A 25,270-nucleotide genomic window follows, 5' to 3' on the forward strand; every position below is an offset into this window, starting at 1 on the left:
TCTTTCCACAGTTACCGCGAAATCCACTCCGCGCCTACGGCTGTCCGGTTCGTCCCTCGCCACTCGCCCCGGGCCGCTCTGGCCCCGCAGCTCCCGAACCGGGTGTGCAAGGATGTTCGCGACCGAACTGGACGGCACCCGAGTGGCGCGGTTCGCCGGGGGCAAAGGGGAGAACGAGTGAACAGCAGTGACCGGGCCGCGGAGATAGCCCGGATCAACGCGAAACTGGCCGAAATCCGCGGCTCGATCCGATCTCGGGACGGCAGCGTCCACATCGAAACCGATGTAGCGGGCCGCATCACCAAGATCTGGCTCGCCGACTACGCCATGGACGACGGCCCGGACCACCTGGCAAAAGTCATCGCCGATACCCACCGGTAGGCGTTAGCGGAAGCTACGGCAACGGCCGAGCGGACTTTCAACGGCACCGGTGAAGGTGCCACCGAACGAAACCACCTGCGCTGATGACGAATCTCGACCCCGCCAAGATGCGAGCACTGGCCGTCGAACTCCGGGCGCACGCCACGACCATCAACGGCGTGGCACCGATAGCGAAAGCAAGCCGTGATGCCGCCCGCGACCAAATGGACAACTCCGACCTCGCAGTCAAAATCGAAGAATCGCTCAAGGCCATGGACAGGGTTGTGCAGTATCACGCGGGCCGGCAGACCTGGTTCGCCGACGAACTCGATCGGCAAGCCGCCTCTTTCGAAGCCACCGATCAGAATATTGCCAGCAATGTAGAGGGCGCCGGGGAAGGCCTCGAACAGACAGGACCCCGATGAGCCGGAAACCCTTGACCATCGATGAAGTACTGAGCTGGCAGATTCACCACGTTCGTGACACCGCGTTCAAAATGACCCAATGTTCCCAAACCGTGGATCGCGAGGCCGAGGCAGCGTCGAAGAAGATCGACACCTCACAGGATTTCTTCGACAGCGAAGCCGGAACCGCCGCCGCGATCGGGCACGGATCGACCGCAACGACACCTTCAACACCGCCGACATCCTCGATGAAATGGCAAAACTGGCCACCCGTCTGGCCGATACGATCGCCCCCGAAATCCAGACCATCCGGGACACAAAAGAAGAGGTCGAGTCATCCCGCTGGGAACTGTACGTCAACCATGACGGTACCGTCGATTCACGCCGGTCCAACTGGGAAATAGCGACAGAATTCTTCCCTTTCGGGCCCGCCGCTGTTACCGCTAAAGAATCCGCCGAAATGTCCTACGAAATCACGATACAAGGGGCACTCACCAAGATCCTGGAAGCGGACTTGGAAGGCGGGGCGAAGTTCGCAACTCTACTCGAGAAGCTGTCGGACTCCGTGAAAACCGCCCTCGTCGCCAAACCGAGCGACCCGGAACTTGCGAGGATCCTCGAGGACTACCAGACCGACTCATCGGTCGGCGATCTGCAACTATGGCCGACCGGATTGGAACTCGAAGCACTCCAGCGCATAAAGCCGGGCCTGCAACCGCAGATGCTCAGCACCGAAGAGATCGCCGTGATGTCGATGCTGCTCGCAAAGAAGGACTACGCCGGAATCGTCGACCAGTTCGAGATGACGCAGCAAGCTCAAGAAGCTGCAATCCAGGTCTATCCACAATCTGTGGACGACGGCCACGGTGATGCGTTCCGTCACGCATACTGGAATGCACTCATGGCGCAACGATTCGGCCCCGAGTGGACCGAGATGTACGGTATCTCTCACGAAAAGAGCGGCGGCAACCCGCCGAATCGCGAAGCGATGGACTTGTTCAACAACCAACTCGGACGAGAGATAGGCGCCGCCAACCCAGATGCTTCACCAGAGGAATTGCAGCAACTTATCAAGAATGAAATAGACAAAGGGAACGCACTTGTACTTGCGCCGCCAACTGGAGACCTTGAAGGGACCCCGGTTATCACCTGGAGCAACCAGGTGGCCGAAACCGGGACAAAGCAGACCTCGGGTGTAGACATACCGCTCCCTCGGAAGGATTAGGCCAGGAGATGAAGGGAAAATACACGCTTGTTGCGGTCATAACCTGCATTTCGATGCTCGCGAGCGGCTGCTCGTTGGTTCGCGAGGCACTCGGGACGGGCCCGAGCGAAGACACCCCATGCGTCGGAACCGAATTCGACCTCTGGGCCTCTAGGGAAGTACTGGTCCCTGCCGAACCTTTCAATGCCGAGGCAGATCGGGCCGCCTCAGCGTCCGAGCCCACCACGCTAGACGCCATCACAGCTGTCGCGGGCTGGCAAGGGAGCTGGGACCGGATGATCGATGTTCCCGACCATGCCACCATCGATATGCTCAATTCCTGGGCGGGAAGTAGTTCCATTTGCTGGGATGGGCTCAGCACTGAAGTCGGGTGGACTGAGGGAACTTCGGAAGGGGTGTACCTCTTCATGGACGGTGCAACACCCGTTCAGACTGTGCGGTATACCGGCCCCGAAAGGCTCTTTTTCATCAACAGAAAGCCTCCGGTTGTCGAGCGCCACGAAGTTCTCACCCCGAACGGTTTGTACTTGCTCCCGCCCGAGTAGATCCTGAGATAGCTGGTACGCAGCAACTCCGACATCTCGCCCAGGTTGGTCTGCAAGAGTGACCGGCCGGGCCTCGAGGTAGCCAGTGAACCGCCCGAAGGCTGTCGAGGTCAACGGATTTCTCCCCGCCGCCGAACGTACCGCCACGGGCTACCGCATCTACCGCGCCCCCGATATCCGCGACGCCGAACTGGCCCACCTCCCGACCCGGCCACCACGCCGAATCGATGAATCCGGCCGTCGTGGGATCGGCGAGCCGGATCCTCAACAGAGCGGCGGTCAGCGCGGCCGGGCGCGGCTGCCGCGGGCACTCAGTGCGCGGATCGGCCCGATCAGCGCCCGGTAGACCGGACGCACGACCCGGCCGGGGAGGTAACGGTGGCGTTCTTCGTGCCACACCCGCGCTCGCGGGTGCGAAGCGAGCGGCGACCAGCGGTCGGAGATGGGCGGTTGCGAGGTGTGGAATTCGATGCGGCAGAGGTGTTTCGTATTGACGTAGCCATACTGACCAGGACTGACCAGCCGCACCGGTGTGCCGTGATCGCTGTCGAGCGGCCGTCCGTCGAGTCGGTCGGCGATGAGCACATCCTCGGCCATGACATCGTCGATCGCTACGCCGGACCGATAGCCGTCGAGACCTTCGAAAACGAGATAACCGATCACCGCGCCGGGTTCGAGCAGCGGCTCGACCTGCGTTCGATAGAACGTCTCGAACGGGACCCCTTCCCAACGCAGTCCCGTCGCCGACCACCCCGCGACACAGTGGAAATCGGCGTCGATCTCCCGTCTCGGCATGGTGGCGAGGTCGGCCACCGGCAGCGTGCGCGGCTCGGTCAGGACGCCGGCGAGTTCGATCACCGGATTGTCGGGGACCGCCGGCGGCGGACGATGCAGATGGGTGCCGAAGCGCGGAAAACCCTCGACAGCACGCTGCCCCGGTGGGAGTGCCATACCGACCTCCTGTAGTTATACGGCCCCGTATAACTCCTGCAGCGTACTGGCCGATCCATCTGTTGCGCAGCAAGAAAGCTCACAGCGTGCGCCAACCCACAACCCCGGGATACCGAAAGGCGTCGAGAAGCTGCCGCGTCAGGCGGTCGCGACCACCGAGTCGTTGATCGACTGGATGACCCCGCCGAGCGTTTCGTCTGTTCGGGTGCGAACAATTTGCCGACTGTTTTTGCCCGGTGTGGTCCGGAAGACGTCGGTCGGAGCGCTCGGCGAGTGGCTGCGGGTTCAGGCGCGCGGGAGTGTGATGAGCCGCCCGGCAGGGGAGGTGACCTCGCTGATCCGGGTGCGCTCGGTGATGGGTGCGGCTTTCTCGCGGCAGTCGAAGATGGCCAGAACGCCGGTGTCGAGTTCGAGGCGGTCGAGGTAGGCGTCGAGTTGGGTCAGGCCCTTGTCGAGGGGGTCACCTTCTTTGTCCGCTCGGCGTTTCAGTTCGAAGGCGAGGCGTTGCTCGGCACGCACCCCGCCGGGGCCGGTGTAGGGCTGGCGGATGAGCAGGTCGATGCGACCGGCGCCGACACCGTATTCGCGGGCGATGTATCCGCCGCCGTTGACGATGCGGTGCAGGAACGCCATGAGCACCAGTTGCGGGGCGACTTCGTGATAGCTGTGCCGGGACGCAAGGAATTCGCCGTTCTCTTTCCAGAACGAGGTGAAGGCTGTGAGCAGTTTGTGTACGTCTAGACGGCCGTCGTCGAGCCGGAACCGGGCGGGTTCGGCAGTGACGCTGCCTTCGATGCTCGAGCCGAGGACGCGGACGATGACCTCGTTGTAGATCGGATTCGCGATGCGCACGGGGTTGTCGCGGGCGATGAGGCCCAGGTCGGCGACATAGGAGCGGGCGGCGTCGAAGTCGAGGGCGCTGTCGACGTTGTTTCCGGCGAGCAGGGGTTCGATCACCTTCTTGACCCTGGGTTCGTCGAGCTTGGTGACCAGGGAGTCCAGGTGAGTGGCTCGGGCGACGATCAGGCGTTCTTCGGCCCGGTCGATGTGGTCCTCGGTGATGGTGGTCTCGATGCGCATATTGTCGACGACCTCGGCGGCGAGGGCGTTGACGAGCCAGGGCTGGCCTTGGGTGTAGTAGTAGGCGAGATCTGTTGCACGAGGGCTGAATTCCTGCCCGGTGTCGGCAGTGTGCTGGGTATAGAGGGCGCCGACCTCGTCGCGGTCGAAATCTCCGATGCGGATGGAGTCGACTTTGATATTGAACGGACTGGCACTGCCCAACCGGGAGGGATCGCCGCCGGCCGCGGCCTTGTAGTCGCGGACATCCCGTAGCCCGCACAGCACGATCGAATGCACGAATCCGCGGCGATTCGTGGTGTAGCCGGTGCGCAGCTGGCGGAGCACGCTGATCAGACTTTCGCCACGCAGAGAGTCGATCTCGTCGAAGAACAGCACCAGCGGTTTCGGGCATCGTTCGGCCCAGGCGGTGAGTGCCGAGAGCAGCGCATATCCGGGTTCGGCCGCTGGCCACGGCGCCGGTGGTAGCTCGTCGGCGGGGAGCCCCCTGATCCTGGTCATCTCGCGGATGTGTCTGAGCAGCGCACGCTCTGTGGCACCAACGTCGTCCCCGAACGTGCTCCCCGGTTCGCAGCTGAAATGCAGTGCCGTGTACTTGCCTTCGGCAGTGAGCTCATGTGCGAGTTCGATAAGGGAGGTGGTCTTTCCGGTCTGGCGAGGCGCGTGCACCACAAAATACTGGCCGCGGGCAATATGGCGGCGAGCATCCGGAAGCCGTTCGCTCGCAGGCAACATATAGTGCAGCTCCGCATCGCACGGCCCGGTGGTGTTGAAGTACCTCACAAGCCCTCCCGTTTCCGCTACCCGAGCCCGCGGTGAACTCATTCGCGCAGCATACCGGGTGTTCGACACCGCCCTGCGCGTTGGATTTCCCTGGCTGTCGGTGGCGGCCCGCCGGGAATCCTGCGGTTATTCGAAGTGGTCCTCAGACTCACCAGCTGCCGCTCTCGCACAGCAGACCCACCCGTGACCACCTGCCGACCAGCGCCGTCCGCACGGGTGCGCTGGTCGACAGCGATTCGGTGTGCGGCCGCCGCACACCGAGTTCGATCTGGATGATGTCGTGTTCGCGTCTATCAAGCCTGTCGGCGCCGGTCAGTGCTGGAATCGGGCAGAGGCGAGTGCCGCGACGAATCCGTCCCATTCGGCCGGGCCGAATGCCAGCGTCGGGCCGGACGGGTTCTTCGAATCGCGTACACCGACTGTCCCGCCGTCGAGGAATGCCACCTCTACACAATCCTGCTGTCCGGAACTTCGGCTGCTCTTGAACCAGCGTGCGGTAGGTAGGTCGGTCATCGGTTCCACTCCTTCAACGCGCCGAGCACCAGGCCTCTGGCCTCATCCTCCGAATGCGCCACTCGCCGCAGTCTCTCGACAGCCCGTGTGTACACCGCTACCTCGGCCTCGCGCTCTATATAGACCCTGCCGAAGTAGCCTTCTGCATATGCTACCGACGGCTGACGCATCCGGGAGGTCGGCATAGGCGGCAAATCGAACAGGACGAATGGTCCGGCGATCAGCCCGATAGGGTCCCGGGACTGCCTGCCCACGATCCGCAGCGTGACATTCTCGCGTTCCGCAGCCGCCAAGAGGTGTGACATCTGGTCCGCAACGACTGCTGGACTGCCCACCATGGTGTGCAGCGCATGTTCGGCGATTACCGCCTCGAAGTGAAAGCTTTGCTTGTTCAACACTTCCTGCCGCCGCACAACGAGATCAAGAGTCAACTCGACCTCACGGGTGGGCATCTCCGGATACTCCGCCCACAGCAGTGCCCGGCGGTATTCCCGCGTCTGTAGCAATCCGGGTATAAGAGCCACCTGCCACGAGAAGACATGGATCGCGGACTCTTCCAGCCCGATGAAGTGGTTGAAAGTTCTCGGTACGGCCTCCGCATACGCCTGCCACCAGCCACCGTCCGAGCCCATCGACGACCGGATCTCCCGGGCCAGATCGAGGACCGTCCTCCGCTCCTCATCGGTGCTGGAGAACGCGTTGCACAGGGCGTTCATCGCCAGATCTGTGACCTTGGTTTTGAGGCCGTCTTCCAGCCGGCCGTAGGTCTGCGGTGAGGTTTCGGCCGCACGTGCGGCACCGGCCTGTGTCATTTCCGCCCGGAGGCGCATTTTGCGAAGCTGCCGCCCCAACGCGCGGCGGGGAAGCATGGACCCACTACCCACGGTATTTACCCTCGCTAACTGGATCGTTTCGATATGGAAGGTGCCGTGGTGGAAATGTCTCCGCGCCACGGCTTTTCCCCGGCGATGGAGCGGCGCGAACACCTGCCGGTCCGATCTACTGGAGAAACGCCCGGCGCAGGCCGTTCCTCGACTCACCTTCGAGGAGCGTCGCCACCGCAGCATCAAAACTGCTGCGGCAGGGTCCGGCACCGTCCATGTGCCCCCGCCGGACCCTGTGCCGGGCGTAGGCCAAGACTAACCCCAGGAGCGGAAGATGTTGTGCGAATGCGGTTCTGCGTCATCAGGCAGTGGAGCGCGGGGCGCTGCGGGCAGACGCCGTGCCAGGCACCCGCCGTACCCTTTGGATATTCGCCGTACCCCGCGTCCGCGGTCATCGCTGGGGCTGGTACCGGGCCGCAGCAGTTCAGGCCGGAGTGACCAGTTTCGCCAGGAGTTGTTTGAGCTCCGCAGTCGAGACCGGGTCGATCCGGAAATCCCGGTATTCGTGCCGGTAGACGTAGCGTCCGTCGTCGCGGATATCGAACCAGCTCAGATAGCCGGGCGGGAAAGGGCGTGTGTCGTGGAGCCCGCGCCGCACCTCGATATGCCCCGAGCCGGTGCGGGGTGCGCGGAGCATGCGGCGCATGCGGTCGGGGACCTGCGGGGTGGAACCGATCCACATACCGTCGGTTTCCCGCATCCGGTCGATATCGTCGATCAACGAGGGCCCGGATCCTTTCGGTACATCGCCGAGCACTGCGTCCACCATCATCGGAACGACCTTCGGTGTCCCGGCCCGCAGCACAATCGTGCCGCCGGTTTCCGCATCGGGGCCGGGTCGCTGCACCATGGCGACACCCACGGTGCCGTCGATGGCGGCGTAGGCGCGAATCGGATCGTCCCGCGAACCAGAAAGTGCCACAGTCGTTTCCGGCGCGGCGGCCACCCGCAGAGCAGCGTCGAGGTCGGGGTCGGAATTCTTCGGGAGGCGGGCATTCAGTTCGGCGGCGAGCCGGTCGTAGTCGGATTCCCAGCGGGCAGCCGACACCACGCTCAGCGGGAACGGGTAGCGGTCGCGATCGGTGACATTCCAGACGTGCATGAACTCATCGGGGGTGAACTCCCATCTCACCGATGACCGCCCCGATCGCTCGCGGGTTCGGCTGCCGCCGCATCGTCGCCGATGGTCGGCGGCACCATCGGCTGTTCCGGGCCGAGCAGTTCCTCGCTCCGGTCGATGATCAGGTAGTCGGGGATCTTGTGGTCCTGCTCGTCCTCACCCCGCCGGGCGGCCCCCGGGGACATCATTCCCGGCATACCGCCCATACCGGCGGGCCGTCCCGCGCGTGCTGCCTGAGCGGCCGTGGTGCCGCCCGGAGCGGGTGTGGTTCCCGGCGCGCCCGGAACACTGCGGCCCGGCACGGGTGGTGTTCCTGGACGGCCGGGCGAACCGGGAACACTGGGTACACCGGGGCTTCCGGGACGCGACGGGGTTCCGGGGACCGTGGGTGTACCGGTGGGAGCACCGCGCGGAGTATCGCCCGACGTCGTAGTGGACGGTGTGGTGGCGGGCTGCTGGCCTGCCGGATTACCGGCAGGCGTTTCGGCGCCGGCGGCGGTGGTCGCCTGCGGCTCTTCCGTACCCGGCTGTCCGGGCTGCTCCCCTGTGGGCTGGTTTCCCGGCGCTCCCGTGGTGTTTCCGGGCGTGCCCGCGCTGTTGGTGGTGGACGTGCCCGGCGGGTTCGTTCCCGCGGGTCCCTCCCCGGGCGTGTCCACCGGGACGAATGTCGGCACGCCCTCTCCGGCCGGCTGGTAGGTCGGCTTGTAAATCGAGTTCATCACGCCGATGGCGACCTGGCGCTGCTCTTCCTGCTGCCGTCCGAAGTCGGCCTCCGACGACGGTGCGGCCGCGCCCAACAGGACAGTCGCGACCTGTTCGGCATCGTCGGGCAGCCCCTCAGTTGGCACAGCACGCACGGGCGGTGGCGGCACCGACAACTGCACCGCATCCGCGCCAGCCGCCACCGAACCGACCCGATACCCGATCGCCGAAACGGCACGCTGCAAATTGTCGGCGCCGTCGAAGAACGTTTCCGCCGCGGTTGCCGCAGTGGTGGCGAATTCACCCGAAAAGCCTTCGGAGAGTGCGCGATTCAGCGCGAGCCGAGAACCGAGAACTTTGGCCGACAGACCGGTCGCGATTGTCCGCCATGTTTCACCCAACTCGGTGATGGCACGGACATTCATCGCGTCCACTTTGTCGTAGATCTCCGCATGCGACAAGCCCTCGAAATGCTCCATCGCGGTGATGTACGGCGGATCCTGCGAATCATGGGTGATATGACGCTGGGAACTCGCGGCCCCGTCACGACCCTGCTGAGCCAGGATCTGCGCCTCTTGGGCCTCGATCAATGCCTGCGAGTTCTCGGGAGCGAATACCGGGAACTCTGCCTGCGGTTCTTCGCTCATCGTCAGTTCTCCTCACCGATTTCCTGCTCGATCAGAGCGGCAGTCTTCTCGATCCCCATACACGGATCGGAGCCTTGGGCCCGCCCTTCGAGGTTGAGCATCTGGTTGACGAAAACCGCACCGACCGCGGTGCGAATGTTCACCTCGCAGACATCAGGATGCTCGGGATCCACCCCCTTAGTTGCGTCTCGGCCATTGACCTTGATCGGCTGCTGCCATGGTCCGGTCTTCTGGCTCTTCTGGACTTCTTCCTCCAGTGTCACGTTTCCGGACATCACTGAAAGGTCGAGCACCTCTGATTCGAAATGGCAAATGAGAAAGGTCCATTCCGCGATGAAATCTTCTCCACGTTCGCGAGATGCCGGATCGAATCCGGCCTCCCGAATCGTTTCGTCCCTGATCCAGGTACACGGGTCGAATACCACGTCCGGGCGGTCCTTGTTGACGCGGCGTCCTTCCTGAGCGGGCGGCTGCAAGCTCGGCGCGGTGAGCGTCGGCCGCGAATTCGCTGCGGTTTCATCCACCACAGGGGTAGCCGACGACCCCGTTCCGGCCGGCTCCGCATCGTTTGAACAGGCCGACACCATCACCAATGCCAGCAATCCGACAATGCCTCCGAGGTTCCGCCTCATTCCGGTGCTCCTTCCCCTGCCACGACCAACGCCCGGCGATTCATATCATCGGCTTCCTCGAACAGCTGCCCTGCACGCAAATAGGCCGCCGCCATGCGCAATGCGGCTTCCTGGAGCGCGATCAATGCTTCCTTCAGCTTTCCGCCCTTCTCCAAGAACCGGGTTTCGAGCTGGCTTGCCGAATCGAACCCGCCGAACCCAACAGCCTGGCGTGTGTCGTCAGCTTTCAACACCTCATCACCCAGGCTGTCAGCGAATCGCACGAACACGTCCGCGCACCGCTCTGCCGCCCCCGCTTCCATCCGGAATGTCCCGGCCCCCGCCTGCTCCCACAGCGCGGCAGCCTGCCCCTGCCCGATATCCACTGTTCGCCCGCCCTTCCGTACGACGCCTCACTGTATCGGACGCGCCCGCACCGCCTCTGGTTCCGACTTCGGCGACCGTATGAAGCCCCGAAGACCTGCCGAAAACCGATACGCCTCCGAATCGCCGAGGCTTCCGTCGACCTCCGTCCGCCGCTACGCGCCGGGCAAGAACCCACTGTCCATCAGACTCCGCCTCGCCGAGGCGTACCGCCACACCGACCGTAAGATGATCATGCTCAGTTGCAATGAATCGAGGGGGGCACATGCCTATTCGCTGGTCACGGCTTTTCGTCCGGAGGAAAATCGCGGGCGACGCAGTCCGGATTCCGGGCACAGCGATACACGGCAGGAAACCGCGGACCGGAAGGATCACGTTCGCCGGCCTCACCCTCGCGGCGGCATTCGGCGCCACGGCATGCACCTCTCCATCGACACCCGCAGAGTCCGCCGGCCCGACCACGCTCTCGACCCTGCCCTATCCGGACTTTCTCACGGCCGAGCAGCGGGACACGCTCGCCTACCGAGCCGAGATGAGCACCGTGGATCCCTGCGGGTACCTCGATATCGGTGCGATCTCCAGCATCGGGACCGCCGACCACATCGGCACACAGGGCGCCTACGGAACCTGCACAGTCCACTTCTCCCCACCGGCGGGTCCCCAGCGGATCCGGGAGATCATGGTCCGAATCGGCAGCACCGGCGGTGACTACGGGACACCCGTCGAGGGAACCCCGGTCCGGCTCAGCGCCACACCCGACCTGTGCACGTCCTATATCCCGTTCGACGAGGCCCGCAAGGTGGGGTTGTCCTATACCGTCTCCGCCGCCGGCGAGCTCACCGCGTCCCAGACCGGGGCTCGTGAAGATCTGTGCACTGCGGCCCTGACAGTCGCCGAGGCCGGGCTACCACTGACGGCGACCAGACCGCAGCGCTCGGCGTCGCCGCCGTTCACCGAGAACCCCCCGTTTCCCGCGCACGCGCAGGTGAACCACCCGCTGGCCACTCTCGACCCGTGTGCCGTCCTGGGCACTCTCGCCGTCGATTCGCCGGCTCTGTATTTCTCTCCCGGCCCCGTAGGTTGGGAGTGCCATTTCGCGATAGGCACCGATCACACGAAAACGCGCCACATCACCTACTCATACGACTACCTGAGCAAAGCGCTGGAAACCGAGCGCTATTCCGACAAGGAATCCCGTATCACCGTTGCCGGGCTTCCCGCGGTCGAAAGCCGCCTCACTTCGCATGCGACCGGCCTGAAGTACTGCGGGATCACCCTCGCCACCGACCCCGACGCCACAGTTGAAGACGCCGAGGGGAACAGACTGCAAGGTCACTTGATCAGGGTGAGCATCGACGGACTGGGCTGCGACGCGGCCCGCCGGACGGCCGAAGCAATCGCCACCCGCTACAACGCGCACTGCCGAACGGTTCGACCTCAGTTTCCCGCGATGGGACGCTGCGGCGATTGACCTCCGCGGGGAACACCTCGAAACCACCGGAGCGCCGAGCGCCACACTCCGCGCATACCATGAAACCCATGCCCACCCCTTCGGTCGAGCGTCCCGACCTCCCGGAGTTCATGACCTGGGAGGGACTCGAGCAGTTGCCCGAGGGGATCGCCCAGCAGATCGAACTCTGGGACGGCCGGGTGGTGTGGGTGGGGCGGGGGCCCGCCGAGCATCAGGAATTCACCAACCTGCTGTGGAGCGCGTTGCGTGGCTGTGCTCGCGGTGAGATGGACCGGGATACCGAACAGTGCTGGCGGGTGCACACCGAGACGGATATTTTCTTCGGCCGGACCGGAAAGTCCGATTTCGTGACCCCCGATTTCCTCGTCGCGCGCTGTCTGCCCGAGCCCTATCAGGACCTTCGCGCCGACGATGTACTCCTCGCCGGGGAAGTGCTGTCGCCGTCGAATACGCAGACGGATATGGACGCGAAACGGGCCCGATACGCGAAGGCCGGCATTCCCTGGTATTGGGAGGTCGAGCTGCACCGGGAGCGCAGCGCCATCGCGGCCGTGCGCGCCTACGCCCGGGAGACGACGCACGAACTTCCCGCCGGCGTCCGGCCGCTGTATCCGGCCGACTACCGGCTGATCGGCAAATGGACACCGGATAACTCCGACGCCGTCACGGCCGCCCACCCGTTTCCGATCTCCATTCCCTGGTCCGATCTGCAGTTCTGAGTGCACCGTCGGCTCGTTGACGATTCGGCAATCCGAGTGGCTGTAGTGGGCTCGGCGCAGGTCGCGCGGCAGGCCCGGCGGTTCAGAATCCTCGGAGGCGGTCGGGTACGACTCGGATCGGCACCGAGTAGTCGGCGCGGAACTGGTCGGCGGTTATCGACAGTCCGGCCAGCCCATCTCGGTATTTCTCCAGGTAGGCGGCGGTCTCGTCGGCGTCCGGGCCCAGTTCGAGCCGGGCGGTGCCGCCGAACACGATGATATCGCCGCCGGATTCGGTGCTGTTGAAATGCAGCGCCACCCGGGGGTTGCGGGCGATATTGCGGAGTTTGGGCCGGTCGGGCTGACTGAAGATCAGGAAGGATTTCCCGTCCCAGCGGAACCAGACCGGGTTCGGCTGCGGGGTGCCGGTGGGACCGGTGGTGGTGAGCCAGATGATCTCTTCGCGTTCCAGCCTGTCGGCCACCCGGGCGCCGAATTCCGTTGCCGGGTCGAATAGTTCGTTGACCTGCGATGTTGCCATGGGCCGACCTCCAGATCCTCGGGGATTTCGCCGGAACAACACCCTCGCCCGCGCTGCTGTTCCGCGCAATAGCGGTGACCGGGCAAAACCGTATGCATTCGATAACGGGGAATTTTATAGGTCACTTTTCCACAAAAACTGTCGCCTGGCGGCTACTTGCCGTGCGAAGCTGCTGCAGGCCTGTCAACGCCCCTGAAAGAAGATGCCATGAGAACCCTCGCCCTCCTCGGCGCGACCGCCCTCGCCTGCGCGGCCGCCGGCACGATCGTCGCGGCCCAGCCTGCCGCCGCCCAGCCCGGCGCCGGGTGCCACGCCTCGTACGACCCCTGCGTCCCCATCACCAGCGATGCCGACTGCGAAGGCGGCAGCGGCAACGGCCCCGCCTACACCGGACGGGTCCGGGTGATCGGCCCCGACGACTACGACCTGGACCGTGACGGCAACGGAATCGGCTGCGAAAGCAGCTGACAGCTACCATTTCACTGCGCCGTCGGCGGCCGTGATCGCCGACCGGGGATTCGAGACGGTGAACCCGTGAGGTGGAGGGCTGTTCGATGACTACTCGTGCCGAGGTATTCACCACCGCCGGCGACTTGGCGCAGGCGATCGCGGCGGGCGAGCCGGTGACGCTGCTCGATGTGCGCTGGCGGCTCGACCGGCCGGACGGCCGCGCGGACTATCGCGCCGGCCACCTTCCCGGCGCCGTCTACGTCGACCTGGAAACCGAGTTGTCCGACCACTCCGTACCGGGCCGCGGCCGCCACCCGCTGCCCGGTGGGGCGGCGCTGCAGCGGAACCTGCGGGCCTGGGGTGTGCGCGCCGGCGCCCCGGTCGTGGTCTACGACGATTGGAATCGGGCCGGTTCGGCCCGCGCCTGGTGGGTGCTGACCGCCGCCGGACTGCCCGATGTCCGCATCCTGGACGGCGGACTCGCGGCCTGGCGCGAGTCGGGCGGCCGGCTGGACACCGGCGATACCGAGGTGGCTCCCGGCGATGTCACCGTGACCGTGGACGATCTGTATGCCGGTGCGCGCGGGGTGGTGACCGCGGCGGAGCTCGGCGCCGTCGCCGCCCGCGGCGCCCTCGTCGATGCCCGCGCACCGGAACGGTTTCGGGGTGAGAACGAACCGGTCGATCCGGTGGCCGGGCATATTCCCGGCGCGGCCAATGTTCCCGCGACGTCGCTGCTGGACGAATCGGGCCGCTTCCGCCCGGACGACGAGGTCCGGACTCGGTTCCCGGCGGCCACCGGCGCCGAGCCGATGGTCGTCTACTGCGGTTCCGGGGTCACCGCGGCCGTCGCCGTCGCCGCACTGACCGCCGCCGGGCGGGAAGCATCGCTGTTCCCGGGTTCCTGGTCGCAGTGGAGTGCGGACCCGGCCAATCCCGTCGAGGTCGGCGAGTCAGCAGCTCCTTCCGCCACCCCGGAATAGATTTCACTGCGGAGCGCCGCCGGGCTCCGGCCCCGGCGGCGACCGGGCCGGAACGAAACCGGTGATCGCGACCGAGCGATCACAGCGCCGGGTTCAGGACGATCCGGGCGGAGAATCGAAATCGGCGAAATCGAAGCCCGGCGATACGACACAACTGACCAGGACCTCGTCCGCCGCGCCCGCCAGCGGTTCGGCGCTCTGCCACCGGCCGGCCGGTACCAGCAATTGCGGCCGCTGACCGGCGAGCACGTCACCGCCGAGAATGTGACGCTCCGCGAACTCCGGCCGTGGCCCGTCGCCGCCGAGGGTCAGGGCGAGCGGGAGACCGGCATGCCACAGCCATAGTTCGTCGGAGCGGACGCGATGCCATACGGACCGCTCGCCGCGTCCCAGCACGTAGTAGATCGCGGTCCCCGCGGTGCGGGCCCCGGGGTAGCCCGCGGGGGTGAATGTGTGTGTACTGCGCCAGGTTTCGCGGAACCATCCGCCTTCGGGATGGGGCAGCAGATCCAGGGATTCGACGAGCGGCGGGCGGCGGTCGAGGCTGATGTAGGTGCCGTTGACATCGCGTCGCGCGTAGCGGATTTCGGTGATCGCGGAGCGCTCGACAGGTCCGTAGACATGGGGAATCGGCCGTTTGCCGCCGTTCGTGCCCGGAAAACTCGCCTCCTCGAAGCGGACCGGCGCGCCGATCTTCGCCGGATCGAGTATCAGCGCGACCATGGGTTCGGCTTCGTTGCGATGGAAGGTGTTCGCGAACTGCAGCATCGTTGCCTCATCCGGTGCGCATCGCACGAAACCGTCGGTGTGCACGGACTCGACGGCGATCGGCGCGTCGGATGCCGGTATGTCCGATACGCGCAGCAGGTGGATGATCAATTCGTTCGGCACCACGCCAATCTACGCAGCACGCTGCCGGCTCGGCGGCAGCACCCGGCAGCGGATCGCCGTGATCACGTCGAGGTCGGCGCGGCAGCGACACCTTCCGCCACCCCGGAACAGGGTTCACCGCATCGGCTGCCGGACCCCGCGGCGGCCTGATCCCCGTCCGCCGGCCCGGTCCGTTCCGGCACGACGGGCGCACCGTGGCCGACGGCGGCCGGGCCGGAACCGGTTCCGCAGCCGCACGATTCACCCGTATCCAACGCGACCTCCAGGTGCGCCGGTGCCGCGGCCTCGCTCTCGGCATTGTCACCGAGCAACCGGTCCAATGCGGCGCGGGTGATGGCTCCGATGGGTTGCCGGACCGAGGTCAGGGTGATCTGCCCGAAAACACCGGCGGTATCGGCGTCGAAACCGACGATCCGGATATCGCCCGGTATCCGCAAGCCGGCATCGGTGACCGCGCGCATCGCGGCCGCGGATTGGCCGCCCGTACCGATGACCATTCCGCCGGGCGGCCGCCGGGTTTCTCGGAGGAATCCGCGCACCGCGGCGTAGGCGCCTTCGGCCGTCAGATCGGTGCGGACCACCTGGTGGTCCGCACCCGCGGCCGCGGCGAATCCCGCATATCGCTGCGCGACGGTTTCCCGGTCGCCGTGGTGCACGGTGTCCTCGGTGAAACCGCCGACGAAGACGAGATTGTCACAACTGTGCGCCGCGGTGAGATGACGTGCCGCGAGCCGGCCCGCGGCCCGGTGGTCGGCGCCGACGATCGGCGAGTCGATCATGCCTCGGCTGTTGTGCACCCAGACCACCGGGATTCTGGCCCGATCACAGATCGCGGCGGTCCCGGGCGCGTCGACCGCACCGACGACCAGCAGTCCGTCGATTCCGATATCGATGAAGGCCGCGGCGAATTCCCGCTCCCGTTCGGGGTCGAATCCGGTGTTCCCGATCATCGTCAGGTGATCCCGGGCCCGCGCCTCGATTTCGACCCGGCCGGCGAACGCGCCGAACAACGGCATCGTCATATCCGGGACGAGCAGGCCGATCTGGCGCCAGCGCCGCGGCCGGCGCAGGGCCCGCGCATTGCGGTCGGGCCGGTAGTTCAGCTCGTCGGCCGCGGCGACGACCTTGGCCCGCAACCGGTCCGATACCGGGCGCGGCCCGTTGTTCATCACATAGCTGACGACGGCCGTGGACGTGCCGGCACGTTGGGCGACATCGGCGAGGGTGGGGCGTTTGACACTCACGATCGATCCAGTCTGGTCGTCGGGCACTGCACTGCCGGAGGGTTTGATTCGCCCCGATTCTTACACTGTGCCCGCGGTCGCGGCATCCCTACGCTAATCGATTAGACCCGTTACGAGCAGGACCCACGGGTGTAACGAGCGAAGGGTGGAGTAGACGCATGGCATACACACGACCGACCGGCGTCACCTGGTGCGACCCCGAGAACGCCTACGACAGTTACGTTCTCTTCACCGGAGCCGACGCGGTCACCCGGCTCATCGACCTCAACGGGACCGTGGTCCACGAATGGCCGTTCGCGGGTGTGCCGCCGCGCCTCATCGATCCCGCGCTCAACGGCGGGCGACTCGGGGATGTCGGGGTCCAGCTGTCGGACAGCGGTGACGCACGCGGCGGGATCTACGCCAACGGGACGGTCGGTCAGCTCAGCTGGTCCGGCGAACGGGTCTGGGAATGGGGACATCAGGCCCCCGGCGGCGCGGCTCGGCAGAACCACGATTGGGAGCTGCTACCGAACGGCAACCGGCTGCTGCTGGTGACCGTGCCGCGGGTCGTCCCCGGTCTCACCGACGCGACCGTGGGCGATCAGGGCTTGGTCGAAGTGGACGAGCACGGTGCGATCGTCTGGCAGTGGCTGGCCGGCGACCACCTCGGCGAACTGGGGTTCTCCGCGGCGGGCTGGGCCGCGCTACGGGAAACAGCGGAACGCGATCCGGAGGACCCGTGGGGGTACCTGGAGATGAACAGCGCGAAATCCCTCGGCCCCAACCGCTGGTACGACCGGGACCCGGGCAGTGTGTTCCATCCCGACAATGTTCTCGTCAGTTTCCGCAAGGCCAATATCATCGCCCTGATCGACAAGACCTCCGGCGCTGTCGTCTGGAAACTCGGCCCCTACTTCGAAGCGCTCGCGGGCGCCCAGCATCAGCGGATCAACGTGCACAAGGTGCCGCGGCCGCTGGATCAGATCTCCGGCCAGCACAATCCGCATATGATCGCCGAGGGCCTGCCCGGCGCGGGCAATATCCTCGTCTTCGACAACCAGGGCGGGGCGGGATACCCGCCGGCGGCGCTCGGGATCTACGCGGGCTCGCGGATCCTGGAGATCGACCCCGCCACCGAGCAGATCGTCTGGCAGTACACCGCCGAGGATTCCGGCCGGCCGTCCTGGACGTTCTTCAGCTCCTTCGTCAGCAACGCGCAGCGGTTGCCGAACGGCAACACGCTGATCACCGAGGGCATGCAGGGGCGGCTCTTCCAGGTGACCGCGGACGGCGACGTGGTGTGGGAGTACCACAGTCCCTACGAGGGCTACGGCGTCGCGGGTGAGCCCGAGGTCCGCGAACCCCGGGTGCCGGGAGTGGACCGGCTCACGCTGACACCTCTGGTCTACCGGGCCCAGTCGGTGCCCTTCGAGTGGGTTCCGGCGGATACGCCGCGCGCCGCGGCGCGCCCCGTCGGCATATCACCGAATACGTAAACCCTTGTCCCCCAGATTTTCCCAGGAAGGTTCGCCGACGTGACCATCAGCGTACGAGCCACGACCGCCGGGATCTCACCCTCGTCCGGCGCTCCGCCGGACCCCGGCCCGAAGAGCACCGGACGCACGGTCCGGCGGTGGATCGCACGCTTGCGGGCACTCGGCTGGACCGTGGCCGGGCTCGCGCTGGCCGCGATCGTCTGGAGCCTGGTCGTGGCGAGTGGCCAGTTCCCGCGCGAGCTGTTTCCCAGCGTGCCGGAGATCGTGCGGGCCGGATACGACATGACGGCCGAGGGCTTGCTCACCGAGGATATCTTCGCGAGCCTGCGGCGCGCCTTCGCGGGATTCGGCTGCGGTGCGGTCGCCGGTATCGCCGCCGCCGTGGTCACCGCGAATACCGCGGCGGGACGGAAGCTGCTGCAGCCGGTCCTGCGCCTGTTGTCACCGATCCCGACCATCGGCCTCGTACCCCTTGCCATCCTCTGGTTCGGGCTGGGCGAGAGCAGCAAGACGCTCGTCATCGCCCTCGGTGTGTTCGTCCCGGTCTGGATCAACAGCCATGCGGGACTGGCGAGTACACCGGCGGATTATCTGCGCGCCGCCCGCTGCCTCGGCGCCGGGCGGTGGCAGACCCTCACCCGGATCGTCGTGCCGGAAGCGACCCCCGATATCGTCGCCGGTCTCCGGGTGGGCGCGGCCATGGCCTTCGTACTCATCGTCGTCGCCGAGATGACCGGTACCACAGCGGGTCTCGGATACCGGATCTATCAGGCACAGCTGTTCTCCCAAGCCGACAGGCTCATCGCCTGCCTGATCGTGCTGGGAATCATCGGCGCCCTCTGCGATCTCGTGATCGCGTCGAGCACGGCACCGGTCACCCGCTGGGCGCGCAAGGAGCAATGACATGCCACTCGAAATCAACGACCTCGTCGTTCGGTTCCCCGGACAACCGCGGCCGACGCTGGACCGGATCGATCTGACGATTCCGGACGGCTCCTTCTCCGTCCTCGTCGGCGCCTCGGGCAGCGGGAAGTCGACGCTGTTGCACTGCCTGGCCGGGCTCATCACCCCCACCGCGGGCACGATCACCGATAACGGTGAACCGGTTGTCGCACCGGACCCCCGCCGCGGGATGGCCTTTCAGCGCGATGTGCTGTTCCCGTGGATGAGTGTGGCGGACAATATCGAATTCGCCCTGCGCGCCCGTGGTGTGCCGGCGCGGCTACGGCGCAGCCGTGTGCCGGAACTGCTCGAACTAGTCGAACTCGCCGCGGACGTGGGACACCGGCGCCCCGCCGAACTCTCCGGCGGAATGCGGCAGCGGGTGAGTATCGCGCGCGTGCTCGCGGGCGAGCCCACCGTGATGCTGATGGACGAGCCCTTCGCGGCCCTCGACGCGCTGACCCGTCTGAAGATGCAGGACCTGCTCATCGATCTGTGGACCCGCCTGCACCGCACGGTCGTCTTCGTCACCCACGATATCGACGAGGCGATCCGGCTCGCCGATACGGTCAGTGTCCTGCGCGACGGCCGCATCGCCCACCGCATCACCAACCCACTCGGCCGCCCGCGTCCCGCCGACGCACTCGCCGACCGGCCCGGTTACAGCGAGATCCGGAAATCGCTGCATCACGAACTCGGTATCGACCACGCCGTCCCCGCGCACCACCCCTGAAGCAGAAAGTCCCTCATCGTGAAGATTCGTCTCCGGCGGCTGCTGTCCGCCTCGCTCGCGGCCGCCGCAGTCACCCTGTCCGTCGTCGCCTGCGGTGACACCGGCAGCGATTCCGACACCCTCACTGTCGGTTTCGTCGTCGACCCGTCCTGGGCGCAGATCCCGGTCGCCGACCAGAGCGGTTATTTCGACAAGCACGGTGTCGAGGTCGAGGTGGTGAACTTCCCCTCCGGAATCGAGGCACTCCAGGCGGTCGCCGCGGGCCAGGTCGATATCGCGACGGCCGCCGATGTGCCCACCTCCGCCGTCCTCACCCGTTCCCCGTCACTGCGCGTCGTGGGCGACGGCTCCCGCTGGGAGGGTTCGCGGATCGTTGCCCGCCGCAGCGCGGGAATCGACAGCATCGACGATCTCGCCGGAAAGTCGATAGGCACACCCATCGGGACGAGCGCGGCGTATTTCGCCGTCGACGCACTGTCGGACCGGTCGATACAGGCGAACCTCGTGCAGGTCGCACCGTCGGCGACGGTCACCGCGGCCACCCAGCGCAATGTCGACGCGGTATCGATCTTCCAGCCCTACCAGGCGCAGGTGATCCAGGCCCTGGGCGAGGACGCGGTCGAACTCGCCGGCGGCGGCTACAGCCAGCACAGCCTGTACCTGGCCACCCAGCCCGCGATCGATACGAAAGGCCCCGCGCTCACGGCATTCTTCGCCGCGCTCGGTGACGCCGGAAACGACCTGACGAACCTGTCCGATCCCGCGGTGGCGGCCGTCGCCGCGGCCACGCAACTGGACCCGCAACTCCTGCGCACGGTCCTGCCGCAGTTCGATTTCACCATGCAACTACAACCGGATCTCGCCGCGAAACTGACCGAACTCGCCGAATGGGCCAAAACACAGGGATCTCTCCAGGATTCGACTGCGCTGCCCGACTACGCCGCTTTGCTCGACAACCACTTCCTGGCGGCGGCCGGCTGACACACCTCATGGTCCGGCCGGATACACGGTCCGCCGAGACCGCCGGCGTGCGGCTGTGACGCCTGCCCACCTGCCGCCGCGGGATCGCCCATGATCCGCCGGCATACGGCTGTGCCGCCTGGCCCCCTGCCGCCGCGGCCGGTGATCCGCCGGCGTGCGGCTGTGACGCCACCGTCCCGCCCGCCGGCGCGGATTTGCCGGTGATCCGGCTACCGCGGCGCCGAGTGTCGAACCGGCCGGACCCGCGGGATCCCCTATCTTCGGTTGGGTGAGTACCGCTGAGCTGCCCCGGCTCCGGTCGGCGTCCGGCCGCTGGATCGTGCTCGCCACGGTTCTCGGTTCGTCGGTGGCCTCCCTCGATGCGACGGTCGTCAATATCGCCCTGCCCCGCATCGGCGAGGCGCTGGAGACCGATGTCGCCGGACTCCAGTGGACGCTGAACGGCTACACGCTGACACTGGCCTCGTTCATCCTGCTCGGCGGTTCGTTCGGCGACCGCTTCGGCCGGCGCAAGGTGTTCGTGGCCGGCGCCGTGGGTTTCGCGCTGGCGTCGGTGCTGTGCGGCGCGGCGGTGTCCATCGAAATGCTGGTGGCCGCCCGGGTCCTGCAGGGTGTGGCGGGCGCGATGCTCACGCCGGGCAGTCTCGCCCTGATCTCCGCGTCCATCGACGATCGCGACCGGGGCGCGGCGATCGGGCTGTGGTCCGGTTTCAGCGGGGTGGCGGGCGCGCTCGGGCCATTTCTCGGTGGCTGGCTGATCGATGCGGCGGGGTGGCGGTCGATCTTCTTCATCAATGTGCCGCTGGTACTGGTGGTGGTGCTGGTCTCGCTGCGGCACGTACCGGAGAGTCGCGACCCGAACGCCGCGACCCGGCTCGATCTACCCGGCGCGCTGGTGATCGCGGTCGCGCTCGGCGCGCTGACCTTCGGGCTGATCGATTCAGATCCGCTGCTGGTGGTAGCGGGCCTTCTGCTGCTGGCGGCTTTCGCCGTCATCGAGGTACGCAGCGACCATCCGCTGGTTCCGCCCTCCTTGTTCGCCTCGCGGGTCTTCACCGCGGCCAACCTGGTGACGCTCGCGGTCTACGCCGCGCTCGGCGGGGTGTTCTTCCTGCTGGTACTCCAGCTGCAACTGGTGGCGGGATACTCACCGCTGCTGTCGGGTGCCGCGACCGTTCCGGTGACCCTGTTGATGTTGCTGCTCTCGGCGCCGGCCGGACGGTGGGCCCAGCGACACGGCCCGCGCCTGCCGCTGACGTTCGGGCCGCTCGTCGCGGCGGCCGGGCTGGTGTTGCTGCTGCGAATCGGCCCCGGCGCGGCCTACGTGGTGGATGTACTGCCCGGTGTGCTCGTATTCGGCCTCGGGCTCGCCGTGCTGGTCGCGCCGCTGACCGGGGCCGTGCTCGGCGCCGTGGCGACAACCGAGGCGGGCATCGCCTCCGGTGTGAACAATGCCGTCGCCCGGACGGCGCAGCTGCTCGCGGTGGCGGCGTTGCCGGGGCTGGCCGGTATCTCCGGTTCGCTGGACGATCCCGCGGCCTTCGATGCGGGTTTCGCGGTCGCCATGGGAATCTGTGCCGGGCTGCTGCTCACCGGGGCGCTACTCGCGGCGGTGCTGCTTCGCCCGCCCCGGCACGCACCGTCACTGGACTCCGTCGATTGCCTGCCGCAGTGCGCAATCGACGGCCCCGCACTCGCACCGGAACGCACCCCGGGCTGATCCGGGGCGGATCGATGTGGTGCCGGGGTTTGGTCCGGCACCACATCGTCGTCCGCGTCAGCGGCTCAGGCCACGGCACCACTGGTTTTCAACTCGATGATGCGGTCCCAGTCCCAGCCGAGTTCGAGCAGGACTTCTTCGGTCTGGGCCGCGAACTCCGGACCCGGCCGCAGTTCCGGTGCGGTGACATCGAACTGCACCGGGCTCGACACCAGTTCCAATTCCCCCGCGGGGAGAATGTATTCGTTATCGCGGATCTGGTGATCGTCGGCGACCTGACGGGAATCCTGGACCGGGGCCCAGGGACCCTTGAGGGTCGCGAATTTCTTCGTCCATTCGGCGAGAGTGCGTTGCGCGATCGCCTCGCGCAGGATTTCCACGCCGGCGTCGGTATTGGCCGCGATCTGGGCGGCGTCGGCGAAACGGGGATCCTCGGCCATATCGGGGCGGTCGATGTGGTGGCAGACATCGGCCCAGAACTTGCCCGGTTGCAGCATGACGAACGACAGATAACGGTCGTCGGCTGTTTTGTACAGGCCGGACAGCGGATTCGACATCGCACCGTGTGTTCCGGGCGGCGGGGCGATCATCGGCTCGCCCTGATACGCCGACAGTGCCACCGTGTGGCCGAGCGACCACAGCCCGCTACCGAGCAGCGAGACATCCACGATCGACGGCTCGCCGGTGCGTTCCCGTTTCAGCAGGGCCGCGGCGATACCGCCCGCCAGATTGGTGCCGGAGATGGTGTCGCCGAAGGCGGGCCCGGGCGGTGAAATCATCCCGTCGGTACCTTCCGGGGTGATGGTGGCGGCCACGCCGCCCCGGCACCAGAAGGCCGTCATGTCGTAGCCGCCGCGGTCGGATTCCACACCGCGCGGACCGAGCGCGCTCCCGCGGGCGTACACGATCTTCGGGTTCACGGCCCGGATATCGTCGACGTCGATCCCGAATTTGGTGCGCGCCGACGGCAGGAAACTGGTGAGGAACACATCCGCGCGCTTCGCCAGTTCGTAGATGACCTCACGACCGCCCTCGACCGACATATCGATACCGATACTGCGTTTGCCGCGGTTGGCGTGTTCGATATTCGGGTTCGGATCGCCCTCGACCTTGAATTTGCCGATCTGGCGCAACCCGCGCTGCGGGTCGCCCGTCACGGCGTGCTCGACCTTGATCACGTTCGCACCCCAGTCGGCGAGCACCGCGCCCGCCGACGGCACGAAGCCGTACATGGCGACCTCGAGGACCGTGATCCCCTCCAGCGGTTTACTCACGAAGCCACCACCTCGGCGATGGTTTTCGTCTCCATGAATTCCTCCATCCCCACGACACCCATCTCGCGGCCGACACCGGACTGCTTGTAGCCGCCGAACGGCGCGTCGGGGTGGAAGTAGTTGCCGCCGTTGATGCTGAAGGTGCCGGTGCGGATACGCCGGGCGACCGAGCGGGCGCGTTCGGCGTCGGCACCGAAAACACCACCGGACAGGCCGTAGATCGAGTTGTTGGCGATCGCGACGGCGTGGTCGATATCGTCGTACGGGATCAGGGCCAGCACCGGGCCGAACACTTCTTCCTGCGCGATCTCGCTGTCGGGGTCGACATTCGACAGCAGGGTCGGCTTGTAGAAGTAGCCGGGGTCGACCTTCTCGCCGCCGCATACCAGGGTGGCGCCGGCCGCGACCGCACGCTCCACCAGGCCGTGCACCTTGTCGCGCTGGCGTTCGCTGATCAGCGGGCCCATGTAGTTCTTCGGGTCGGCCGGATCGCCGTAGGTGATGTTGGCGAGATTCGCGGCGACCAGTTCGGCGACCTTGTCGTGGTCGGCGCGCGGTACCAGCAGCCGGGTGGTGATGGCGCAGCCCTGGCCGGCGTGCGAGCAGATGCTGAAGGCCGCGAACATGGCGCCCAGGTTGTAGTCGGCGTCGTCGAGCAGGATGGCCGCGGATTTCCCGCCGAGCTCGAGGAACACCTTCTTCAGGGTCTCGCTGGCGGCGGCCATGATCTTGCGGCCGACCGGCGTGGAACCGGTGAACGAGACGACGTCCACATCGGGGTGCGTGGTCATGCGTTCGCCGACGGCCACTTCCGAACCGGCGAGGATGTTCACCACGCCGGCCGGGATATCGGTGTGCTGCGCGATGAGTTCACCCAGGGCCAGGGTGATGAGCGGGGTGTCGGGGGCGCCCTTGAGCACCACCGTGCAGCCCGCGGCCAGCGCCGGCGCGAGTTTCGCGAAGGCCAGCTGGTAGGGGTAGTTGTAGGCCGCGATCGCCGCGACCACCCCGGCGCCTTCCTTCTCGACCCACCGCTGATGCTGCGCGCCGCGGATCTCGACCGGGCCGAGGTCCTCGGACCAGCTGTAGTCCTTCAGCACGCCGGCGTAGTACTTGACGATCTCGAACGGCGTTTCGAGCTGGTTGCCCTTGGTGAGGATGAAGCTCGCACCGACCTCGGCGATCATCAGGGCCCGCAGCTGCTCCACATTGTCCTGCAGGGCCTGATACAGCTGGTCCAGGCAGCGGGCCCGGAATTCGTGGTTCGTCGACCAGTCGGTGGTGTCGAACGCGCGGCGGGCGGCGGCGACAGCGGCGTCCACCTCGGCGATACCCGCCTCGGGCGCGTGGCCGACCACCTCACCGGTCGCGGGATTGAGCGAGGCCAGGGTGCGCCCGGTCTCGATCAGCTGCCCGTCGATGAGCAGCCGTTGGGTGGCAGTCACCGCCTCTTCCTGCGTTGACATCCCGCCTCCTCGAAGTTCGTGGAAATAGCATTCTCGTTTCAGGAGAATAGTACATTTGGGAGTGTGCTCGCGCGGGCGATTCGATGAGCAGGAACTATCCGGTTCGCCGCAGCGCAGCGACCGGTTCACGCGGATCCACCGGATCTTGCGCAGCCGATCAGCACGAGAGTACGGTTCTCGTATTCGGAA

At 66.4% G+C, this 25,270-nt stretch carries 26 protein-coding genes and 1 pseudogene; 13 read left to right on the plus strand and 14 right to left on the minus strand.

Annotated features, from left to right (window positions below; genetic code table 11):
• The first annotated feature begins 177 nt into the window (after positions 1-177).
• The 4 genes from ACQEVO_RS18035 (at position 178) to ACQEVO_RS18050 (ending at position 2,534) form a co-directional block, all read left to right on the plus strand.
• Positions 178-381: a hypothetical protein gene (locus tag ACQEVO_RS18035; RefSeq protein WP_432914722.1), complete on the plus strand. Its 204-nt coding sequence runs from the start codon at positions 178-180 to the stop codon at positions 379-381.
• A gap of 83 nt (positions 382-464) precedes the next feature.
• A complete protein-coding gene (locus tag ACQEVO_RS18040) occupies positions 465-785 on the plus strand; it encodes a hypothetical protein (RefSeq protein ID WP_432914725.1) in 321 nt (106 codons plus the stop codon).
• A gap of 79 nt (positions 786-864) precedes the next feature.
• Complete coding sequence (locus tag ACQEVO_RS18045) at positions 865-1,989, plus strand: DUF6973 domain-containing protein (protein WP_432914728.1); 1,125 nt, start codon at positions 865-867, stop codon at positions 1,987-1,989.
• A gap of 8 nt (positions 1,990-1,997) precedes the next feature.
• Positions 1,998-2,534: a hypothetical protein gene (locus tag ACQEVO_RS18050; RefSeq protein WP_432914730.1), complete on the plus strand. Its 537-nt coding sequence runs from the start codon at positions 1,998-2,000 to the stop codon at positions 2,532-2,534.
• Between the two features lie 279 nt (positions 2,535-2,813).
• Here ACQEVO_RS18050 and ACQEVO_RS18055 read toward each other — a convergent pair whose 3' ends face one another.
• The 8 genes from ACQEVO_RS18055 to ACQEVO_RS18090 all read right to left on the minus strand — a co-directional run bounded on the left by ACQEVO_RS18055 (position 2,814) and on the right by ACQEVO_RS18090 (position 10,211).
• The gene (locus tag ACQEVO_RS18055) at positions 2,814-3,485 is read right to left on the minus strand and encodes a molybdopterin-dependent oxidoreductase (RefSeq protein ID WP_432914733.1); all 672 of its coding nucleotides are present in this window, start codon (positions 3,483-3,485) and stop codon (positions 2,814-2,816) included.
• A gap of 285 nt (positions 3,486-3,770) precedes the next feature.
• Positions 3,771-5,066: an ATP-binding protein gene (locus tag ACQEVO_RS18060; RefSeq protein WP_432914735.1), complete on the minus strand. Its 1,296-nt coding sequence runs from the start codon at positions 5,064-5,066 to the stop codon at positions 3,771-3,773.
• 594 nt (positions 5,067-5,660) lie between these two features.
• Positions 5,661-5,861: a DUF397 domain-containing protein gene (locus tag ACQEVO_RS18065; RefSeq protein ID WP_432914738.1), complete on the minus strand. Its 201-nt coding sequence runs from the start codon at positions 5,859-5,861 to the stop codon at positions 5,661-5,663.
• Complete coding sequence (locus tag ACQEVO_RS18070) at positions 5,858-6,847, minus strand: helix-turn-helix domain-containing protein (protein WP_432914741.1); 990 nt, start codon at positions 6,845-6,847, stop codon at positions 5,858-5,860. Before ACQEVO_RS18070 ends, ACQEVO_RS18065 begins: the two co-directional genes overlap by 4 nt.
• 322 nt (positions 6,848-7,169) lie before the next feature.
• Entirely contained in the window at positions 7,170-7,877 is a 708-nt protein-coding gene (locus ACQEVO_RS18075) for an ESX secretion-associated protein EspG (protein ID WP_432914744.1), read from the minus strand.
• On the minus strand, positions 7,874-9,214 hold the full coding sequence (locus tag ACQEVO_RS18080; protein ID WP_432914747.1) for a hypothetical protein: 1,341 nt from the start codon (positions 9,212-9,214) through the stop codon (positions 7,874-7,876). Before ACQEVO_RS18080 ends, ACQEVO_RS18075 begins: the two co-directional genes overlap by 4 nt.
• A gap of 2 nt (positions 9,215-9,216) precedes the next feature.
• Positions 9,217-9,846, minus strand: coding sequence for a DUF3558 domain-containing protein (locus ACQEVO_RS18085; protein WP_432914750.1), 630 nt, complete (start codon positions 9,844-9,846; stop codon positions 9,217-9,219).
• Positions 9,843-10,211 carry a hypothetical protein gene (locus ACQEVO_RS18090; protein WP_432914753.1) on the minus strand — a complete coding sequence of 123 codons (369 nt, stop codon included), beginning with the start codon at positions 10,209-10,211 and terminating at the stop codon, positions 9,843-9,845. The genes ACQEVO_RS18085 and ACQEVO_RS18090 overlap by 4 nt, the downstream gene beginning before the upstream one ends.
• Positions 10,212-10,741: 530 nt before the next feature.
• Here ACQEVO_RS18090 and ACQEVO_RS18095 point away from each other — a divergent pair.
• Together ACQEVO_RS18095 and ACQEVO_RS18100 are read left to right on the plus strand one after the other, a co-directional pair.
• Entirely contained in the window at positions 10,742-11,680 is a 939-nt protein-coding gene (locus ACQEVO_RS18095) for a hypothetical protein (RefSeq protein WP_432914756.1), read from the plus strand.
• Positions 11,681-11,748: 68 nt separating this feature from the next.
• Positions 11,749-12,399, plus strand: coding sequence for a Uma2 family endonuclease (locus tag ACQEVO_RS18100; protein ID WP_432914758.1), 651 nt, complete (start codon positions 11,749-11,751; stop codon positions 12,397-12,399).
• Between the two features lie 82 nt (positions 12,400-12,481).
• Here the strand turns inward: ACQEVO_RS18100 and ACQEVO_RS18105 are convergent, their stop codons facing one another.
• Positions 12,482-12,919, minus strand: coding sequence for a TIGR03667 family PPOX class F420-dependent oxidoreductase (locus tag ACQEVO_RS18105; protein ID WP_432914761.1), 438 nt, complete (start codon positions 12,917-12,919; stop codon positions 12,482-12,484).
• Positions 12,920-13,126: 207 nt separating this feature from the next.
• On the opposite strand from ACQEVO_RS18105, the gene ACQEVO_RS18110 reads away from it, so the two are divergent.
• The gene (locus tag ACQEVO_RS18110; protein ID WP_432914764.1) at positions 13,127-13,387 is read left to right on the plus strand and encodes a hypothetical protein; all 261 of its coding nucleotides are present in this window, start codon (positions 13,127-13,129) and stop codon (positions 13,385-13,387) included.
• Positions 13,388-13,473: 86 nt separating this feature from the next.
• On the plus strand, positions 13,474-14,352 hold the full coding sequence (locus tag ACQEVO_RS18115) for a sulfurtransferase (RefSeq protein ID WP_432914767.1): 879 nt from the start codon (positions 13,474-13,476) through the stop codon (positions 14,350-14,352).
• A gap of 93 nt (positions 14,353-14,445) precedes the next feature.
• On the opposite strand, the gene ACQEVO_RS18120 is transcribed toward ACQEVO_RS18115, so the two are convergent.
• The 3 genes and pseudogenes from ACQEVO_RS18120 to ACQEVO_RS18130 all read right to left on the minus strand — a co-directional run bounded on the left by ACQEVO_RS18120 (position 14,446) and on the right by ACQEVO_RS18130 (position 16,487).
• Positions 14,446-14,901, minus strand: coding sequence for a cupin domain-containing protein (locus ACQEVO_RS18120; protein ID WP_432922759.1), 456 nt, complete (start codon positions 14,899-14,901; stop codon positions 14,446-14,448).
• Between the two features lie 48 nt (positions 14,902-14,949).
• Positions 14,950-15,246 (minus strand): annotated as a pseudogene (locus tag ACQEVO_RS18125) (DUF952 domain-containing protein); the annotation flags it as partial.
• Between the two features lie 59 nt (positions 15,247-15,305).
• Entirely contained in the window at positions 15,306-16,487 is a 1,182-nt protein-coding gene (locus ACQEVO_RS18130; protein WP_432914770.1) for a LacI family DNA-binding transcriptional regulator, read from the minus strand.
• Between the two features lie 158 nt (positions 16,488-16,645).
• On the opposite strand from ACQEVO_RS18130, the gene ACQEVO_RS18135 reads away from it, so the two are divergent.
• From ACQEVO_RS18135 to ACQEVO_RS18155, 5 genes are all read left to right on the plus strand, one after another.
• Positions 16,646-17,965, plus strand: a complete 1,320-nt coding sequence (locus ACQEVO_RS18135) for an aryl-sulfate sulfotransferase (protein WP_432914773.1) — start codon at positions 16,646-16,648, stop codon at positions 17,963-17,965.
• A gap of 39 nt (positions 17,966-18,004) precedes the next feature.
• Complete coding sequence (locus tag ACQEVO_RS18140) at positions 18,005-18,868, plus strand: ABC transporter permease (RefSeq protein ID WP_432914776.1); 864 nt, start codon at positions 18,005-18,007, stop codon at positions 18,866-18,868.
• Between the two features lies 1 nt (position 18,869).
• The gene (locus ACQEVO_RS18145) at positions 18,870-19,640 is read left to right on the plus strand and encodes an ABC transporter ATP-binding protein (protein WP_432914779.1); all 771 of its coding nucleotides are present in this window, start codon (positions 18,870-18,872) and stop codon (positions 19,638-19,640) included.
• Positions 19,641-19,658: 18 nt separating this feature from the next.
• Positions 19,659-20,621 (plus strand): ABC transporter substrate-binding protein, encoded by a 963-nt coding sequence (locus ACQEVO_RS18150; RefSeq protein ID WP_432914781.1) that lies wholly within the window; start codon positions 19,659-19,661, stop codon positions 20,619-20,621.
• 268 nt (positions 20,622-20,889) lie between these two features.
• Positions 20,890-22,341 (plus strand): MFS transporter, encoded by a 1,452-nt coding sequence (locus ACQEVO_RS18155; protein WP_432914784.1) that lies wholly within the window; start codon positions 20,890-20,892, stop codon positions 22,339-22,341.
• Positions 22,342-22,406: 65 nt separating this feature from the next.
• Here ACQEVO_RS18155 and ACQEVO_RS18160 read toward each other — a convergent pair whose 3' ends face one another.
• Both ACQEVO_RS18160 and ACQEVO_RS18165 read right to left on the minus strand, forming a co-directional pair.
• Positions 22,407-23,615 (minus strand): CaiB/BaiF CoA transferase family protein, encoded by a 1,209-nt coding sequence (locus tag ACQEVO_RS18160; protein WP_432914786.1) that lies wholly within the window; start codon positions 23,613-23,615, stop codon positions 22,407-22,409.
• Positions 23,612-25,081, minus strand: coding sequence for an aldehyde dehydrogenase family protein (locus ACQEVO_RS18165; RefSeq protein ID WP_432914788.1), 1,470 nt, complete (start codon positions 25,079-25,081; stop codon positions 23,612-23,614). Before ACQEVO_RS18165 ends, ACQEVO_RS18160 begins: the two co-directional genes overlap by 4 nt.
• Positions 25,082-25,270: the final 189 nt, after the last annotated feature.

Origin of the sequence: Nocardia sp. CA-290969, from assembly GCF_050936135.1 — a bacterium.
GTDB lineage: Bacteria > Actinomycetota > Actinomycetes > Mycobacteriales > Mycobacteriaceae > Nocardia.